This window comes from Modestobacter altitudinis, assembly GCF_005930475.1.
Lineage (GTDB): Bacteria > Actinomycetota > Actinomycetes > Mycobacteriales > Geodermatophilaceae > Modestobacter > Modestobacter altitudinis.
In genome coordinates this window covers 26236-42762 of record NZ_SJEW01000014.1, presented here as the reverse complement: position 1 = coordinate 42762, position 16527 = coordinate 26236, and the positions used below count along the sequence as shown (strand labels likewise).

At 75.3% G+C, this 16527-nt stretch carries 16 protein-coding genes, 1 tRNA gene and 1 riboswitch; of the genes, 5 read left to right on the top strand and 12 right to left on the bottom strand.

Annotation, left to right across the window (positions count from 1 at the left end):
* Positions 1–85: 85 nt before the first annotated feature.
* Both FHL79_RS07630 and thrC read right to left on the bottom strand, forming a co-directional pair.
* The gene (locus FHL79_RS07630; protein ID WP_138758009.1) at positions 86–286 is read right to left on the bottom strand and encodes a cold-shock protein; all 201 of its coding nucleotides are present in this window, start codon (positions 284–286) and stop codon (positions 86–88) included.
* A 229-nt stretch (positions 287–515) separates the two neighbouring features.
* Positions 516–1811: a threonine synthase gene (gene thrC / locus FHL79_RS07625; protein WP_138758043.1), complete on the bottom strand. Its 1296-nt coding sequence runs from the start codon at positions 1809–1811 to the stop codon at positions 516–518.
* Positions 1812–1829: 18 nt separating this feature from the next.
* Positions 1830–1957, bottom strand: a riboswitch (SAM riboswitch).
* A 59-nt stretch (positions 1958–2016) separates the two neighbouring features.
* Between thrC and FHL79_RS07620 the strand changes: the two genes are divergently transcribed.
* Positions 2017–2838 carry an HAD family hydrolase gene (locus FHL79_RS07620; protein WP_138758008.1) on the top strand — a complete coding sequence of 274 codons (822 nt, stop codon included), beginning with the start codon at positions 2017–2019 and terminating at the stop codon, positions 2836–2838.
* A gap of 40 nt (positions 2839–2878) precedes the next feature.
* On the opposite strand, the gene FHL79_RS07615 is transcribed toward FHL79_RS07620, so the two are convergent.
* The 5 genes from FHL79_RS07615 to rarD form a co-directional block, all read right to left on the bottom strand.
* Positions 2879–3769: an ABC transporter permease gene (locus FHL79_RS07615; protein WP_246080486.1), complete on the bottom strand. Its 891-nt coding sequence runs from the start codon at positions 3767–3769 to the stop codon at positions 2879–2881.
* The gene (locus FHL79_RS07610; RefSeq protein ID WP_138758007.1) at positions 3766–6630 is read right to left on the bottom strand and encodes an alpha/beta fold hydrolase; all 2865 of its coding nucleotides are present in this window, start codon (positions 6628–6630) and stop codon (positions 3766–3768) included. Before FHL79_RS07610 ends, FHL79_RS07615 begins: the two co-directional genes overlap by 4 nt.
* 47 nt (positions 6631–6677) lie before the next feature.
* Positions 6678–8267 (bottom strand): LytR C-terminal domain-containing protein, encoded by a 1590-nt coding sequence (locus FHL79_RS26110; RefSeq protein WP_138758006.1) that lies wholly within the window; start codon positions 8265–8267, stop codon positions 6678–6680.
* A gap of 23 nt (positions 8268–8290) precedes the next feature.
* Positions 8291–8650 carry a DUF3263 domain-containing protein gene (locus FHL79_RS07600; protein WP_138758005.1) on the bottom strand — a complete coding sequence of 120 codons (360 nt, stop codon included), beginning with the start codon at positions 8648–8650 and terminating at the stop codon, positions 8291–8293.
* 78 nt (positions 8651–8728) lie between these two features.
* Positions 8729–9643, bottom strand: a complete 915-nt coding sequence (gene rarD / locus FHL79_RS07595) for an EamA family transporter RarD (RefSeq protein ID WP_138758004.1) — start codon at positions 9641–9643, stop codon at positions 8729–8731.
* Between the two features lie 158 nt (positions 9644–9801).
* On the opposite strand from rarD, the gene FHL79_RS07590 reads away from it, so the two are divergent.
* The 3 genes from FHL79_RS07590 to FHL79_RS07580 all read left to right on the top strand — a co-directional run bounded on the left by FHL79_RS07590 (position 9802) and on the right by FHL79_RS07580 (position 12470).
* Positions 9802–11454 (top strand): Na+/H+ antiporter, encoded by a 1653-nt coding sequence (locus FHL79_RS07590; protein WP_138758003.1) that lies wholly within the window; start codon positions 9802–9804, stop codon positions 11452–11454.
* A 49-nt stretch (positions 11455–11503) separates the two neighbouring features.
* Positions 11504–11902 (top strand): DUF5313 family protein, encoded by a 399-nt coding sequence (locus FHL79_RS07585; protein ID WP_138758002.1) that lies wholly within the window; start codon positions 11504–11506, stop codon positions 11900–11902.
* Positions 11903–12059: 157 nt separating this feature from the next.
* Positions 12060–12470 carry a Rieske (2Fe-2S) protein gene (locus FHL79_RS07580; protein WP_218938368.1) on the top strand — a complete coding sequence of 137 codons (411 nt, stop codon included), beginning with the start codon at positions 12060–12062 and terminating at the stop codon, positions 12468–12470.
* A 46-nt stretch (positions 12471–12516) separates the two neighbouring features.
* Here FHL79_RS07580 and FHL79_RS07575 read toward each other — a convergent pair whose 3' ends face one another.
* The 4 genes from FHL79_RS07575 to FHL79_RS07560 form a co-directional block, all read right to left on the bottom strand.
* A complete protein-coding gene (locus FHL79_RS07575) occupies positions 12517–12738 on the bottom strand; it encodes a dodecin (RefSeq protein ID WP_138758001.1) in 222 nt (73 codons plus the stop codon).
* An 89-nt stretch (positions 12739–12827) separates the two neighbouring features.
* On the bottom strand, positions 12828–13634 hold the full coding sequence (locus FHL79_RS07570) for an LLM class flavin-dependent oxidoreductase (protein WP_138758000.1): 807 nt from the start codon (positions 13632–13634) through the stop codon (positions 12828–12830).
* The gene (locus tag FHL79_RS07565) at positions 13631–14602 is read right to left on the bottom strand and encodes a Gfo/Idh/MocA family protein (protein ID WP_138757999.1); all 972 of its coding nucleotides are present in this window, start codon (positions 14600–14602) and stop codon (positions 13631–13633) included. Before FHL79_RS07565 ends, FHL79_RS07570 begins: the two co-directional genes overlap by 4 nt.
* Positions 14603–14674: 72 nt before the next feature.
* Positions 14675–14746: transfer RNA gene (locus tag FHL79_RS07560), tRNA-Thr, on the bottom strand.
* Between the two features lie 80 nt (positions 14747–14826).
* Here FHL79_RS07560 and FHL79_RS07555 point away from each other — a divergent pair.
* The gene (locus FHL79_RS07555) at positions 14827–15693 is read left to right on the top strand and encodes an NAD(P)-dependent oxidoreductase (RefSeq protein ID WP_138757998.1); all 867 of its coding nucleotides are present in this window, start codon (positions 14827–14829) and stop codon (positions 15691–15693) included.
* Between the two features lie 22 nt (positions 15694–15715).
* On the opposite strand, the gene FHL79_RS07550 is transcribed toward FHL79_RS07555, so the two are convergent.
* Positions 15716–16372: a hypothetical protein gene (locus tag FHL79_RS07550; protein ID WP_138757997.1), complete on the bottom strand. Its 657-nt coding sequence runs from the start codon at positions 16370–16372 to the stop codon at positions 15716–15718.
* Between the last annotated feature and the right edge of the window lie 155 nt (positions 16373–16527).

The window sequence follows — 16527 nt, the reverse complement described above, 5'->3', positions numbered from 1 at the left end:
GGGGGGTCCACGAGGCTTGTTCCCGGGCCCGGAGACGCAGCGAGGCCCGGTCCCCGACCGGGGACCGGGCCTCGACCTGCTGGTGTCAGGCGCCCTGGACGGCGTCCGCCTGCGGACCCTTCTCGCCCTGGACGACCTCGAAGCTGACCCGCTGGCCCTCTTCGAGGCTCTTGTACCCGTCCATCTGGATGGCCGAGTAGTGGACGAAGACGTCCTGGCCGCCGTCGACGGCGATGAAGCCGAAGCCCTTCTCGGCGTTGAACCACTTCACGGTGCCCTGTGCCACGTGTGCTCCCACGGTCGTGCGTGCGGACGACACCTCTTGATCGAGGAGCCGGGGTCTCGCTCTTCCGCCCGTCAGAACGAACGTGGAACTCGAACCGCGCGGAACGGTACAGGACACAAGACCCCAGGTCACCGGTCCGTTGCACGTCCCGTCACCCGATGTGGTAACGGGTTCTCCGGCCCCTCTGCAGGGGCCTGCGCCGAGCGTGGCGGGCAGCGGGGCCCTCGCATCAGCCGATGAGGCCGGCCTCGCGCAGCGACCTCAGCGACGGCTGCACGTGGTGCGAGGGGCCGACGACCGGGAGCAGCGGGTCGAGGGTCTTCAGTCCCTCACCGGTGTTCAGCACGACGGTCTCCTGCGCCGGGTCCAGCAGCCCGTCCTCGACCAGCTTGCGCAGCACCGCGGTGGTGACGCCGCCCGCCGTCTCGGCGAAGACGCCGGTCGTGCGGGCCAGGTCGCGGATGCCGGCGACGATCTCGTCGTCCCCGACCCGGCCGACCGACCCGCCGGTGCGACGGATCGCGTCCAGCGCGTAGGGGCCGTCGGCGGGGTTGCCGATGTTGAGCGACTTGGCGATCCCGGTCGGCTTGACCGGCTTCACGACGTCCCAGCCGTTGTCGAAGGCGGTGGCGATCGGGTCGCAGCCGGCGGACTGCGCGCCGAAGACCTTCCAGCCGGTGTCCTCGACGATGCCGGCGGCGACGAGCTCGCGCCAGGCCTTGTCGACCTTGGTGAGCAGCGACCCGGAGGCCATCGGGATGACCACCTGGGCCGGGATCCGCCAGCCGAGCTGCTCGGCGATCTCGTAGCCCATCGTCTTGGAGCCCTCGGCGTAGTAGGGCCGGACGTTCTGGTTGACGAAGGCGGTGTCCTCGAACTCGTCGGTCTCGGCCAGCTCGCTGGTCAGCCGGTTGACGTCGTCGTAGGACCCGTCGACGGCGATCAGCGCCTGCCCGTACACCGCGGACTGGACGATCTTGCCGGGCTCGAGGTCGCTGGGGACGAACACGAAGGAGGGCAGCCCCATCCGGGCGGCGTGCGCCGCGACGGAGTTGGCCAGGTTGCCGGTCGAGGCGCAGGCGATCTTGGCGTAGCCGAAGCCCCTGGCCGCGGTGGCGGCGAGGCTGACCACGCGGTCCTTGAAGGAGTGGGTCGGGTTGGCCGAGTCGTCCTTGACCCACAGCCCGCCGGTGATCCCGAGCTCGGCGGCCAGCCGGTCGGCCCGCACCAGCGGCGTCATGCCCGGGTCGAGGGTGACCCGGTCGGCCGGGTCGTGGCCGACGGGCAGCAGGGCCGCGTAGCGCCAGATGTTCTGCGGCCCGGCCTCGATCTGCTGGCGGGTCACCGCCCGCATGATCGCGGGGTCGTAGTCGACCTCCAGCGGGCCGAAGCACTCGGCGCAGGCGTGCTCGGCGATGAGCCCGAAGGTGGCGCCGCAGTTGCGGCAGACCAGGCCGCGGGCCGGGTTCGGGGGAACCGGGCCGCCTTCGGTCACATCTGCCTGGGCGGAACCGGGAGCGGTCATGGTCATACGACGACTACCTCCTCATCTTCCCCGCGCCGGGCCGTCGAGCCGCGCGGGACGGATGTGGCACCTCTCGTGCGCAGGGGTGCGCACGGCGGTTGCCGGGGCTTCATCGGGCCGTGTCCCTCTGCCCCTCTGGATGAGTGGAACGCGCCGAGCCTACCCGGGGCGGCGGGCCCGACCCGGAACCGGTCAGGATGACCGGGTGGCCACCCGCATCGTCTACACCGACCTGGACGGCACGATGGTCGGCCCGCGGGGGTCCTTCTGGCACACCGCCGGTCGCGCCCTCACCCCCACCCCGGCCGACGCCCTCCTCGAGCTGCACCGGGCCGGCGTCGTCCTGGTGCTGGTCAGCGGCCGGACACACGCCCAGCTGGTCGAAGCCGCGCGGATCTTCGCCGCCGACGGCGCGATCTCCGAGCTGGGGTCGCTGGTCAGCTGGTCCGGCGGCCGGGAGACGCACCTGCTGACCGGGGAGCTCCCCGAGCAGTACGCCGGGCGCACGCCGATGTCGGTGATGGCGGAGCTCGGCGTGGTCGAGGCGCTCACCGCCGCGCACCCCGGTCGGCTGGAGTGGCACGAGCCCTGGCACACCACGCACTCGGCCGACGCGCTGCTGCGCGGCCGGGTCGACGCCGCCACCGTCGACGGCTGGCTGGCCGAGCGCGGCTGGGGGTGGCTGACGATGAACGACAACGGCGCCGTCCCGGCGACCCCGCGGATGACCCTGGACGAGGACGCGCTGCCGCCGCACGTCTACCACCTCATGCCGCGCGGGATCTCCAAGGGGACGGCCATCACCTGGGACCTCGCCCGCCGCGGGCTGACCGCGGCCGACGCCGTCGCGGTGGGTGACAGCGTCAGCGACCTGGAGATGGCGGCGGCGGTGGGCCGGCTGTGGGTCACCGCCAACGGGGCGGCCGTCACCGGCATGGGCGAGCTGCTCGCCGCCGTCCCCAACGCCTCGGTGACCGACCGCCCCATGGGCGAGGGCTGGGCCCAGGCCGTGCTCGCCTCGCTCTAGCGGAGTGCCACGGGCGCGTTCTCCGCGCCGTGGCACTCCATCACGAGGTGACGTCCTTGCGGGCGAAGTGGCGGAAGGCCAGCGCGGTGAACAGCGCGGACCAGGCCAGCCCCTGGACGACGCCGCGGAACAGGTCACCGGAGTCGACCGGGGTCTGCAGCAGGTCGGTCCAGGCGAAGTTGAACGCCGTCGGGAACCAGTCGCGGATGCCGCCCAGCTGCTCCACCGCCTCCAGCACCGCGAACACGACGGTGGTGAACACCGCCCCGCCGACCGCCGCCAGCGGGGCGTCGGTCACGGTCGACAGCCAGAACGCCAGCGTGCCGACGACGAGCAGGTGGACGGCGAGGTAGCCGACCATGCCGACCAGCCGGACCAGCGCGGTGCGCTGCTCCAGCGCGACGCCCACCGGCGTCTGCACGTCCCCGAAGCCGTAGGCGATGCCACCGGCGACCAGCGCCACGACGACCAGCAGCACCAGCGCACCGACCGACATCACCAGCGCGGCCAGCCACTTCTGCCGGAGCAGCCGGGCGCGGGGCACCGGGGTGGCCAGCGCGTAGCGCAGCGACCCCCAGGACGCCTCGCTGGCCACCGTGTCGCCGAAGAACAGCGCGAACACCACGACCAGGAAGAAGCCGGCGGTGGCGAAGAGGGTGAACAGGGTGAGGTTCAGCCCGCTCGCCGTGGCGACGTCGACCAGGTTCACCCGGGCGTTCGCCTCGGCTTCCTCCGCGCCGCCCAGCGCCAGGGCGCCGATCAGGATCAGCGGCAGCGCGGCCATCAGCACCAGGACGCCGATGGTCCGGCGCCGCTTGAACTGCCGGCGGAGCTCGACGCCCAGCCGCAGCGTCCGCTCCGGCCGGTACCCCGCCGCCGCGCCGGTCCCCCGGCTCGCCATTGTGGCCACAAAGGCGTTCTCGTCGGTCATGACTCCCCCACCAGCGACAGGAACGCGTCCTCGAGACGGCGGCGCGGGCTGAGCTGGTCGACCGCGACGCCTGCCGCGACCAGCGCGGTCAGCGCCTCCGCGCGTCCGGTCGGCCCCAGGTCGACGACCAGCCCCTCGTCGGTGCGCTCCACCGGGCCGGTGCCGGGCAGGCCGGCGAGGACCTCGGCGGCGCGGTCGGCGTCGGCGTCGTCGGCGAGCCCGATGAGCACCGCCCCCCCGGTGCCGACGATCTCCTCGACGGTCCCCTGGGCGATCTTCGCACCCCTCGCCATGACGACGACGTGGCTGCAGGTCTGCTCGATCTCGGCCAGCAGGTGGCTGGAGACGATGACCGTGCGGCCGGTGTCGGCGTAGGAGCGGAGCACCTCGCGCATCGCGTGGATCTGCGGCGGGTCCAGCCCGTTGGTCGGCTCGTCGAGCACCAGCAGGTCGGGGAGGCCGAGCATCGCCTGGGCGATCGCCACCCGCTGGCGCATGCCCTGGCTGTAGCTGCGCACCCGCTTGTCGATCGCGGTGCCCAGCCCGGCGACCTCGATCGCCTCCTCCATGTGCGCGTCCGCGCGGGGGCGGCCGGTCGCCGCCCAGTACAGGTCGAGGTTGTCCCGGCCGGACAGGTGCGGCAGCAGCCCGGTCCCCTCGACGAAGGACCCCAGCCGGGAGAGCACCGGGGCACCGGGGCGGGCCGCGTGCCCGAACACCTCGATGCGGCCCTCCGTCGGGCGGATGAGGCCCATCAGCATCCGCAGCGAGGTGGTCTTGCCGGCACCGTTGGGGCCGAGCAGACCGAGGACCTGACCGCGGCGCACCTCGAAGGAGAGGTCCCGGACGGCGACGAACCCGTCCTTGTAGGCCTTGCTGACCCCGACGAAGCGCAGCGGCACGTCCTCCCCGTCGGGCGAGGTCACCGCCAGCCGCCGGTCCCGGCGGCGACCCAGCAGCCGGGCGGCCAGCCAGCCGAGCAGCGCGAGCGCAGCCAGCACCGCGAGCAGCACCCACCAGCGGGCCGAGCCGGCGGTCGCCTGGGTCTGGCCGGGGACCTCGGGCACGGCCAGCGAGGTGCCCGCGGTCAGCCCGACGCTGTCGACGGCCGCGTCGGCCGGCAGCGCGTACGCCTGGTCGGTCGAGGAGACCAGCAACCGCATCGTGTGGCCGACCTCGAAGCGGTGCACGATCCCGGGCAGCGTGACCGCGACCTGGGTCGGTGCGGTCGGGTCGGCGGAGAGCCCGGTCAGCGCCAGCGGCGCGACCAGGCCGCTGGGCAGCGTCATCGAGCCGTCGGGGCCGACGTCGTAGAGCTTGGCGAACAGCGTCGCCGTCCCACCGGGGGCGGCGACCTCGAGGGTGACCGTCGGCGCGCCGACCACGTCGACGGCGTCGGTGAGCTCGGCGCTGTCGAAGGCAGCGAACTGGCCGGGGATCTCCAGCGTCGTGCCGCCCAGCGCGGCGGTCACCCCGCCGAGACCGGGCAGGGTGGACAGCGCGGCGGGGCTCCCGCCCGGCGGGGTGACCACCGGCTGGGTCGGCCCCTGCACGGTCACCTCGGTGCGGCGCACCGGGTCGTCGTCGGCCAGCCCGGGGTAGCCGGCGGCGTCGACGGTCTGCTCCCCGCCCTGCACCGCGCCGACCCCGCTGCCGAGCCCGGTGGGTGCCGGGTAGCTGAAGCCGGTGCCCGGGTCGGGGCCGGTGCCGCGCAGGTGGTGGTCGAACCAGCCGGCGACCTGGTCCCGCAGGTCGGCGGTGACGGCGTCGGAGGCGGAGCTGTCGTGGCCGCCGGCGTACCAGACGACCTTGACCTCGGTGCCGTTCGCGGCGATGCCGCGGGCGTTCGCGTCGGCCTCGCCCAGGCCGAACAGCGAGTCCTGGGTGCCCTGCACCAGCAGGGTGGGTGCGGCGATCCGGTCCAGCACCGTGGCGGGGCTGCTGCGGTCCAGGACGGCGGCGACCTCGGGGGTGAGCCGGCCGGTGGAGGCCGCGGACTGGTAGGCCGCGCAGATGTCGGCGCGGAACCGGCCGCAGGTCAGCGCCTGGGTCACCGCTGCGGGGTCGACGGTCGAGAGGTCGGGTGCGGTGCCACCCCCACTGCTGCCGCCGAGCAGTCCACCGAGCACCCCGTCGCCGGTGGGCACCGACCCGGCGCCGAAGAAGAGCCCGGACCACAGCCGCTTGAAGACGCCGGCCGAGCCGGTCCGCGGGGTGGCCGCCGGCGAGGCGGCGTCGTCGACCACGCCGGCCTGGTCGGGGAAGAGCGCGGTGGTCAGCGAGTTCCAGGTGATCTGCGGGGCGATGGCGTCGACCCGCTGGTCGTAGGCGGCCGCCAGCAGCGCCAGCGCGCCGCCGTAGGAGCCGCCGGCGATGCCCACCCGGGGGTCACCGGGCTGGTCGAGCAGCACGTCGTCCCGTTCCGCGAGGACGTCGAGCAGCGTGCTGACGTCGGCCACCTCGTACCGCGGGTCGTCCAGCCCGATCTGGCCGGTGCTGGCGCCGAAGCCGCGCGCGGACCAGGCCAGGACGACGTAGCCCCGGACGGCGAGGTCGCGGGCGTCGCCGGCGACGGAGGCCTTGCTGCCGCCGAAGCCGTGCGCCAGCAGGACCGCGGGGGCCGGGTCGGCGGCGCTGGCCGACCCGGGCAGGTACAGCGTGGTGTCCAGCTCGACGGCGTCCGCGCCCGAGCCCGAGGGGACCCGCGCGACCTCGGTGCGCACGTCCGCCGCGGCCCGCGCTGACGGGGTGCCACCGGCGAGCACGCCGGCCACCGCCAGCAGGACGGTGAGGAGGACGACGAGCCCGGCGCGGCCGCCCGGGCGGGGACCGACCGTCGCCGGCCCTGCTGCGGTGCGCACGACGGCGGCAACGCACGGGGAGGCCCCGTGGTTCCGTCGGCGGGCGATCAGGGCTGCCAGTTCCCGGTGACGACGACGACCAGACCCGGGGCGGTCTCGCCCGGCACGTCGAAGTAGCGGGCCACGGGCCCGGTCACGTCGGGGAACTGCTCGGTCAGCTGGGCGGCCGCCTGCTGCTGCACCGTGTCGCCCTCGGTGTAGTAGACGGTGGTGGTGGCGACGTCCTCCACCGGTGACTTGCCGGTGCCGGTGACCTCCCAGCCGGCGGCGGAGAAGGCGTCGCCGATGTCACCGGCCAGGCCGTTGATCGAGGTGCTGTTCAGCACGGTGATCGGCGCGAACACCGGCCCGACCGGACTCGCGACGACCTCGGCCGAGGGGGCGGCGGTCTCCTGGCTCGGCAGCGAGGCCGCCGAGGTGGCGGGGGCGCTGCCGGTCACCGGGGTCTGCGCGGCCGTCTCCGTCGTCCCGGGCGAGGTGAACGACCAGAAGCCCAGCACGCCGACGGCGACCACGACCGTGGCGACCAGGCCCTGCACGACCCGGCTCGACGAGCGCCGCGGGGCGTCGTCCGGCTCGCTGCCACGGCCGGGACCGCTCTGCGCGGGGATCGCCGGACCGGTGGGCGGCCCGCTGCGCCGGCCGGACTTCTTCCGGGCGGTCTCGGCGGCCTGCCGCTCCAACCGGGCGGCGGCCCGGCCGCCCACCGGCACGTCGGCGCGCCGGCGGACCGGCTCGGCCGCCGGTCCGGCGACGTCGGGCTCCGGGAGGTCCTGTGCGGCCGGGGCTCCGCGGCCGGCCGGCGGTACCGCCGGGGCCGGCGGCCGGGCGGGCGGCTGTGCCGGGCGCGCCGGTCGCGCGGCGGGCGCGGCCGGAGAGGGCGAGGCCACCGCGGACGCGGGGGTCGGCGCCGCACGGCCGGCGACCGGCGTGGCGGGGCCCGAGCCCCACGGCGACTCGGCGGGGGCCTGCCCGGAGACGCGCTGGGTGACGTCGTACGGCGGCGGCGTGGGCGGGCCGGGCTCGGCCGCCCAGCTCGGCATGCCCGTGGTGCGTGGCGCGGCATCCGGCCGCGCGACGTCCCAGGCGGTGGCGCCCGCGGCGGTCGCGCCGGGGGACGTCGCTGCGGCGTCGTCCCGACGCGGCGACGGCGGGGCCGGGCGGCCGGCGCCCGCGATCGCCGGCGAGGCCACCGAGGTCATCGGCCCGGAGGCCGGCTGCGGGACGGCCGGCGCGGCCGGGCGGTCCTGGAGGGCCGGCTGCTCCAGGGGCCGGCGGCGCTCACCCGTCTCCGGTGGGCGACCCGGTGCGGCGGTCGGGTCGAGGTCCGTGCGGCGACGGCCGGCTCCGGGCGGCGGGCCCCCGGCGGGGCGGGCCGGCGGACGACGGATCATCGGGTCCTCGCCGGAGGGGAGCAGCCCCTCCCGGCGGCGGTCGGCCCGACCGGACGGCGGCAGCGTCGTCGGGCCGCCGGTCCTCGGCTCGGACGAGGAGGGGATCAGCACGCGGCGCAGGTCGGCGTCGGCGTCGGTCCGGGGTTCGCGCGCCGGCTGCCCCAGCCGCGCGGGCGCCTCGCCGTCGGGCCGCCGACCACCACCGGTCGCCGCTGGCGGGATCCCGTCACTGCCTGGTGCCACATGCCTCCCCACAGTGAGAGAGGCTAGTCGCGCAGGGGGTCGCTGCCCAGGACCCGGCCGGAGCGCTGCCGCTGGCGCGCCCCCCGCATCCGGCGCAACCGACGCACCAGCAGCGGGTCTGTCGCCAGCGCCTCGGGACGGTCGACCAGGGCGTTGAGCACCTGGTAGTAGCGGGTGGCGGACATCCCGAAGCGCTCCCGGATGGCCTCCTCCTTGGCACCGGCGAAGCGCCACCACTGGCGCTCGAAGGCCAACATCTCCCGTTCCCGGGCGGGCAGACCGGCGGCAGCGCCGTCCCCTGGCGCCCCACCCGTCCCGGCAGCCCCGGCGTCCGGGGCCGGTTGGGGGGTCGCGGCCCGGTCGTCCCGCAGCTCGCTGCTCATCAGGGGTCTGCCTCCGCCGGCGGTCATCGAATGACACGACGGTAGTCCGCCCCGGCGCGCAGCGGAGGGATGCCGTCCTCAGCTGCCGACGGTCACCGGCGCGGCAGCGTCCCTTCGGGTGCTGTGCGCCTGCCGCAGGCTGTCCGCGGTGAAGACGATCAACGCCAGCCAGACGATCGCGAACCCGACCAGCCGGGCCGGCGGCATCGGCTCGCCCAGGACGAACACCCCGATCGCCAGCTGGATCAGCGGGTTCACGTACTGCAGCAACCCGACCGTCGACAGCGGCACCCGGCGTGCCGCAGCGGCGAACAGCAGCAGCGGGACGGCCGTGGCGACACCGGAGGACGCCAGCAGCAGCCCGTTGCCGGCGCCCTCGTGCGCGAACGCGGCCGAGCCCTGCGCCTCGAGCACCACGAGCACCACCAGCGCGGGCAGGAAGACCAGCGCCGTCTCGACGAACAGCCCGGGCGCGGCCTCCACCCGGACCAGCTTCTTCATCAGCCCGTACAGACCGAAGGAGCCGGCCAGGGCCAACGCGATCCACGGCGGGTGGCCGTAGTCGACGGTGAGCACGACGACCGCGAGGGCGGCCAGCGCCACCGCCACCCACTGCAGCCGGCGCAGCCGCTCCCGGAACACCACCACCCCGAGCAGGACGCTGACCAACGGGTTGATGAAGTACCCGAGCGAGCTCTCGACCACGTGCCCGGAGTTCACCGCGAAGACGAACACCAGCCAGTTGACGACGATGAGCACCGCGGCCCCGCTGAGCACCAGCAGCGTCCGCCGGTCGGCGAAGGCGGCGCGGACCTGCGGCCACCCCCGGAGCCCGGTCAGCAGCAACCCGATGAACAGCAGCGACCAGGCGACCCGGTGGGCGACGATCTCCAGCCCGCCGGCCGGCTCCAGCAGCGGGAAGTACAGCGGGAACAGGCCCCAGAGCAGGTACGCGGCGAGACCGGCGGCCACCCCGGTACGGCGTTCGTCCACCGGGGGACCGTACGCCCCGCGCCGAAGGTGCTGAGCAGGGCTCACGACCCCCGTGGGGCCCGTCACGCCGTGCTCGTGCTGCCCGCCGCTCCGGCAGCCCGCACCATGGACGCCGACTTGCCCGGCGGACGCCGCCCGGCAACGGCGAGAGGTGGGGGATGGACGCGGCCGAACTGCTGCTGCTGGCACTCGGCGCGGTGGGGGTGGCGGCGGTGTCCCGGCGGATGGGCTGGCAGACCCCGCTGGTCCTGGTCCTGGTCGGCTTCGTCGTCAGCCTGGTGCCCGGCGTCCCCGAGCTGGCGATCGACGGCGAGCTGCTGCTGGCCACCGTCCTGCCGCCGCTGCTGTACTCCTCGGCGCTGGGGGTCTCCTACGTCGGCTTCCGGGCCCTCTTCCACCCGATCGCGCAGCTGGGTGTCGGCCTGGTGTTCGTGACCGCGATCGTGGTGGCCCTGGTCGCCCGGGTCGTCGTCCCCGGCCTGCCGATGTCGGTCGCCCTCGTGCTCGGCGCGATCGTCGCCCCGCCGGACGCGGTCTCCGCCGCCTCCATCGGACGCAAGCTGGGCCTCCCCCGGCCGGTGATGACCGTGCTCTCCGGCGAGAGCCTGATCAACGACGCCGCCGCACTGACCTTCTACAAGGTCGCGCTCGCCGGGGTGTTCGGTGCCAGCGGGAGCCTGCTCGGCGTCGACTGGAGCTCCGCGGCGGGCACCTTCGCCCTCGCCGTCGTCGCCGGCGTGGCCACCGGGCTGGCCCTGGGCTGGCTGGTGCACACCCTGCGGATGCGGCTGGACGACCCGGTCGTGGAGTCGGTGCTCGGGCTGATCGTGCCGTTCGCCGCCTACCTGCTGGCCGAGGAGCTGCACGGGTCGGGCGTGCTCGCCGTGGTGGCGGCCGGGCTGTACCTCGGGCACCGCGGACCGGAGGCCGGCTACGCCACCCGGCTGCAGGAGCGGCCGCTGTGGTCCTCCCTGGACCTGCTGCTGGAGGCCGTCGTCTTCGCCCTGATCGGGCTGCAGCTGCGCTACGTCCTCGGCGCGGTGCAGGAGTCCGACCGGTCCGACGCCTCCCTGCTGGCCGCCGCCGTCGCGGTGCTCGCCGTGGTCGTCCTCGTCCGGTTCGGCTACGTGTTCGGGTTGGAGCTGCTCCGCCGGTCCCCTCGCCCGTCGCGGTCCGGGCTCACCCGGCCGGAGCGACCGCCGTGGACCTACCAGGCGGTCATCTCCTGGACCGGGATGCGCGGCGTGGTGACCCTGGCCGCGGCCGCGGCGCTGCCGGTCGAGGTCGACGGAGCACCGCTCCAGGACCGCGGCGCCGTGCAGTTCCTCGCCTTCGCCGTCACCATCGGCACCCTGCTGGTGCAGGGCCTGACCCTGCCCCGGCTGATCCGGCGGCTCGGCGTGCAGGACCAGGACCAACCGCAACGGGACGCCGAGGAGGAGCTGCACCTGCAGGAGAAGTCCACCGAGGCCGCGCTGGCCCGGCTCGACGAACTGGTCGCCGTGCTGACGCCCCGGATCGGGGAGGACAAGGCCAGGGAGTGGGACGAGCGGATCCGGCGGCCCCTGCTCGCCCGGACCGAGACGATGCACCAGGCGGTCCGGGCCGACGAGGAGGAGCAGGCCCAGCGCGGACGTCGCCGGGCGCAGACCTTCCGCCGGGTGCGCCAGCAGGTCATCGAGGTGCAGCGCCAGGTGCTGATGGAGGAGCGCGACAAGGGCCACGTCGACGAGGAGGTGGTGCGCGCCGTGCTGCAGGAGCTGGACCACGAGGAGGCCGCCGGCGCCAGCTCCTGGGTCACCCGTTTCTGACCTCCGGGACGGGCCGCACGGGGGGCCGGGTGCGCCTACCGTTGGCTGTGTGGACGCTGGACGCCCGAACCCGGCCCAGTGGCTCTGGTACGCCTACGGCGGCGGCCTGCCGCGATCGCTGTCGCCCTGGGTGCTGGAGGACACCACCCGGCACAGCTGGGTGCTGCGGCACCTGCTGCGGGCGCTCGTGCAGCTCGCCCCGGTCGTCGCGCTGTGCCTGCTGCTGCCCCCGGTCGACTTCGGCGTCCGGCTGACCGCGGCCGGCGGCGGCCTGGTCATCGGCCTGCTGTTCTCCCTGGCGTACATGACCGAGACCACCGAGCACCGCGCGGTGAAGGCCGGCTGGCCGCCGGGGACCACCGCGGCACGCCGGGAGGAGCGCGCCGAGCGCGAGCGGCTGGAGCGGAACGCCCGCTACCGCTCGGGCGGCTCCGGCAGCTTTGATTAGGAAAGAGGTACGGATCCCGGCGCGAGCCGGTCGGCGTGACGAGTGGGGGCCGGAGGCTTCCGCGAGGAGCACCGGCAACAGCTCAACGCAGGCGGGGCACGGCTCCTGGTCGCGGTGCGGCCCGGAGGGTCGCCATGTGGTCGGGCACGATGTGCCGGTGGATCGCTGCTTCTCCCGCCGGGGTCTGCTGGTCGCCGGGGGTGCCGGCGTGGGGGTGGTCGCGCTCGCCGCGTGTGGTGGCGGGACCGACGTGCCCGAGCTCACCGGGGTGGGCCCGGGCGACGTCGTCGTGCCCCTGTCCGAGGTGCCTCTCGGCGGCGCCCACGAGGTGTCGGTCGACGGACGACGGGTGGTGGTCAGCCGGCCCGCCGAGGGGACCGTGGTCGCCTTCGCGGCGCGCTGCACCCACCAGGGCTGCACCGTCCGAGCCACCGAGGAGGGGCTGGTCTGCCCCTGCCACGGTTCCGTGTTCGACCTCGCCGACGGGTCAGCGGTGCAGGGTCCGGCCACCGAACCCCTGGCGCCGGTCGGCGTGGCCGTCCGCGGCACCGACGTCGTCCTCACCTGAGGAAGGACCCCCTCGCCCCCCACCACTCGCGAGCTCGTGCCGGCCCCTACGAGGACGCCTGGTCCTCGACGCGGAAGCCGATCTTCAGGGTCACCTGGTAGTAGGCCACGTCGCCGTCGACGACCTGGCCGCGGATCTCCGAGGTCTGGAACCACTCGATGTTGCGCACCGTCTGCGACGCCTTCTTCACGGCCGTGCGGATCGCGTCGTCGACGCTGGTGGGAGAGCTGCCGACGATCTCGCTCAGCCGGTACACGTGGTCGCTCATGGAGGTCCTCCTCGAGATCGGCTGCCCGAACGGCAGCAGTCGCCTGCGACCCTGGCACACCCCGCAGGCGGCCGCGCGTCGCGATCGGCTCAGCCGGGACCGGCCCGGACCACCCGCCGGACCTCGGCGAGGTCGAGGTCGTAGGGGCCCAGCCGGGTGAGCACCCAGGTCGCGCCGGCCGCGGCCCACGGCTGCGGGTCCTCCCCCACCGGCAGGTCCACGACGACGTCGAAGCCCGCCAGCCCCTCGGCCCGTGCCGCGGCGACCGTCTCGCGGACCTGCGCCAGCCCCACCGGCTCGGGCACCGAGATGACGAACGCGCCCTCGTGCCGGGCGGCCCGGCGCAGCGGCGCGGCGTTCGGCCAGCGCCCACCGATCCAGAACGGGATGCCGCCGGGCCGGGTCGCCGTGGGCAGGAACTGCACGCCGCGGGCCGTGAAGTGGGTCCCGTCGTGGTCGACCTCCGCGCCGGACAGCAGCCGGCGGAGCAGCTCCAGCCCTTCGTCCAGCCGGGCGGCGCGCACCCGCGGCTCGAGCTCCTCGCCGAACCGGGAGAGCTCCCCCACCCCGCCGTCGTCGCCGAGCCCGAACCCGAGCACCAGCCGGCCGTCGGACAGCTGGTCCAGCGCGGCGGCCTGCCGCGCCAGCACCTGCGGACGGCGCCGGGTCAGCGGCGTCACCATCGGGCCGAACCGGATCCGCGACGTGCGGACGGCGATCGCGGCGCAGCAGGTCCACGGGTCGGAGATCGCCGTGACCGGGTCGGCGTAGAGCAGGTGGTCCCAGAGGAAGACCCCGTCCCAGCCGGCCTCCTCCGCCTCTCCCGCGACCTCGGCCACCAGCCGTGGGTCGGCCAGCACGTCGAAGGGCGCGAGGAAGAGCCCGCGCCGGCTCATCGTGCTGCCGCCCGCACGAGGTCGATCGCCTCGGCGACCGCCAGGGAGGACTCCAGCGCGGTGTGCCGCGGCGCCTCCTCCCCGGCCAGGACGGCGTCGACGTGCCGCAGCGCGGCGGTGAACGAGTGCTGGTCTCGGGTCGGCCGCTCGACCACCGGGTCCGCGCCCGGACGGCGCAGTTCGACGGTGCTCCCCGGACGAGGGTGGTACGGGTCGTCGATCCGGATGGTGCCCTCGGTGCCGCTGAGCACCGTCGTGGTGTCCGCACTGCGCCGGAAGCCGCAGGACAGCAGCAGCAGCCGGTCGTCGGGGTAGTCGACCAAGGCGGCGAGCTCGGTCTCGACCTCGGCGCCCCGGACGGCGGACGCGGCAGCCGTCAGCGCCGGGCTGCCGAAGAGCTCGGCGGCCAGCCGCAACGGGTAGCAGCCGACGTCGGCCAGCGCGCCGCCGGCCGTCGCCGCGGACAGCCGGATGTCGTCGGTGCCGCGGAGCTGGAAGTGGAAGGCACCGGAGATCTCGCGCAGTTCGCCGATCGCGCCGGTGGTCAGCAGCTCGACCAGCCGCTGGTGCTGGGCCTGGAACGGGAAGACGAACGCCTCCCACAGCGGCAGCGCGGCCCGCTCGGCCACCGCCAGCACCCGGCGCGCCTGCTCGGCGTCGACGCACAGCGGCTTCTCGCAGAGCACCGCCTTGCCTGCCTCCAGCGCTGCGACCGCCCACTCGGCGTGCAGCGGGTTGGGCAGCGGCACGTAGACCGCCTGCACGGCCGGGTCGGCCAGCACGGCCGCGTAGCCGGCGACGCCTCGGGCGACGCCGTGCGCCGCCGCGAACTCGGCCGCGCGGGTGCCGTCCCGGCTGCCCACGACCACCGCCTCAGCACCGGCCTCGGCCAGCGCGGGGAGGAAGCGGGACCGGGCGATGGAGGCGCCACCCAGCACACCCCAGCGGGTGCCTGCGGACGACGTCAACGGGCTGCCGAGGTGTGCACGGGAGCATCCTGCCCTGCCCGGCGGCGACCCAGGAGGGCCGGCCGGGGAGCGAGCCCCATGTCCGGATTGAACGGACGACCTTTCGCTTACAAGGCGAGTGCTCTACCACTGAGCTAATGGGGCGGGACGGAGCCGTCCACGAGGTTACCGGGAGCCGCTGCGGCCGGGCTGCCGCGTCGGCCGACGCGGGTGAGGATCAGGCCATGACGAACCCGGTGGTGGCTGTCCTCGGCACGGGCACGATGGGCGCGGGGATGGTCCGGTCGCTGCGCCGGGCGGGGATCCCGGTGCGAGCGTGGAACCGGGACGCGGCGAAGGCCCAGGCGCTCACCGACACCGGCGCCGAGGCCCACGGCTCACCCGCCGAGGCGGTCGCCGGGGTCGACGTCGTCCTGACCATGCTCTTCGACGCGGACGCGGCGATCGACGTGGTCCGCCGGGCGGCGCCGGCGGCCGGCACCACCTGGCTGCAGTGCAGCACCGTCGGGGTGGAGGGCGCCGAGCGCACCGCGGCGGTCGCCGCCGAACTGGGCCTGGCGCTCGTCGACTGCCCGGTGCTCGGCACCAAGGAGCCCGCCGAGAAGGGCGCGCTGGTGATGCTCGCCTCCGGTCCGGAGCAGCTCCGCGAGCCCCTCGCCCCGGTCCTGGACGCCCTCGGCTCCAAGACGCTGTGGCTCGGGAGGGCCGGGGCTGGGAGCCGGCTGAAGATGGCCTGCAACGCGTGGCTGTTCATGATCACCGCCGGAGCGGCGCAGTCGATCGCGCTGGCCCGCGGTCTGGGTGTCGACCCGCAGCACTTCCTGGCCGCCATCGAGGGCGGACCGCTGGACACCCCGTACGCGCACGTCAAGGGCGGGCTGATGATCGACGGGCGCTTCCCGGTCAGCTTCGGGCTCCCCGGCGCGACCAAGGACGCGCGGCTGATCTCCGACGCGCTCCGGTCCGCCGGCGTCTCCGACCGGCTGGACGCCGCGGTGCTGGAGACGATGGAGGCCGCGGCGGCGGCCCTGGACGACCCGGACGCGGCCGACGTCAGCGCGGTGATCGCCGGGCTGACCGACCCGCGCTGACCGACCCGGTCGAGCGCCCTGGTCAGGCCGCGTCGTAGCCGGCGGTCGGGTCGCCGGAGACGTAGCGCGACGGGTCGCTGTCCACGGTCGCGCCCTCGGCCAGCCACCGGTTGAACCCGACGGGGTCCCGCCGCTCGAGCTCGTCGAGCGCCTCCTCCCGCCGCTCGACCAGTGCCTGCCGCACGGCGGCGTCCCGGGCCTGGGCCAGTGCTGCGGAGGTGCGCAGCCACTCCCGGCCCAGCGCCTCGACGGTCAGCGTCGCCACCGGGCCGATGCCCGCTCCGGCGCCCGGCAGCGGGAGCACGGTGGCCCCGGTGCCGCGCGAGGTCGTGCGGGCCGACCGCACCGCCCAGCGCAGCAGCGCGCCGCCCACGGCCACGCCGGCCAGCAGTGCGGTCAGCGCACCGCCGGCCAGCACCACGCAGCCGCTGAGCACGAGCAGCACCGCCACCGTGGTGACCGCCGCACGCCAGGCGGTGTCGACGGCGGCCTGGCGGGGGCGCGGTGAGTCCCCGTCGCGGACGATGCCCGCTGCCAGGCAGGCGGTGACGATCGCAGCCAGCACGACGGCGACGAGCCCGGCCCCGCCCAGGGACACCCCACCGATGGCGGCGAGCGCGGCCAGCAGCAGCACCAGCACGGCGAGGGCGGAACGGGTGAGGAGTGCTCGAACCGGCACCGACGGCCTCCGGGACGGGAGAGGGGGCGTGAGGGACGACGGGGGCCGACCGCCCCTCCCCTTCCCCTGGCCTCGCATGATCACGCGCGCGCACGCCAGGAAACCAGCCGGCCGCGGAGAGTTGCTGGCCGTAGCGGCCGTGTCGCGTCCAGACA

What these genes read in the sequence shown, in the direction of transcription:
- thrC (WP_138758043.1), bottom strand. Translation starts at nt 1,811, where the DNA reads ATGACCGCTCCCGGTTCCGCCCAGGCAGATGTGACCGAAGGCGGCCCG.
- FHL79_RS07615 (WP_246080486.1), bottom strand. Translation starts at nt 3,769, where the DNA reads ATGACCGACGAGAACGCCTTTGTGGCCACAATGGCGAGCCGGGGGACC.
- FHL79_RS07600 (WP_138758005.1), bottom strand. Translation starts at nt 8,650, where the DNA reads ATGAGCAGCGAGCTGCGGGACGACCGGGCCGCGACCCCCCAACCGGCC.
- FHL79_RS07590 (WP_138758003.1), top strand. Translation starts at nt 9,802, where the DNA reads ATGGACGCGGCCGAACTGCTGCTGCTGGCACTCGGCGCGGTGGGGGTG.
- FHL79_RS07575 (WP_138758001.1), bottom strand. Translation starts at nt 12,738, where the DNA reads ATGAGCGACCACGTGTACCGGCTGAGCGAGATCGTCGGCAGCTCTCCC.
- FHL79_RS07570 (WP_138758000.1), bottom strand. Translation starts at nt 13,634, where the DNA reads ATGAGCCGGCGCGGGCTCTTCCTCGCGCCCTTCGACGTGCTGGCCGAC.
- FHL79_RS07555 (WP_138757998.1), top strand. Translation starts at nt 14,827, where the DNA reads ATGACGAACCCGGTGGTGGCTGTCCTCGGCACGGGCACGATGGGCGCG.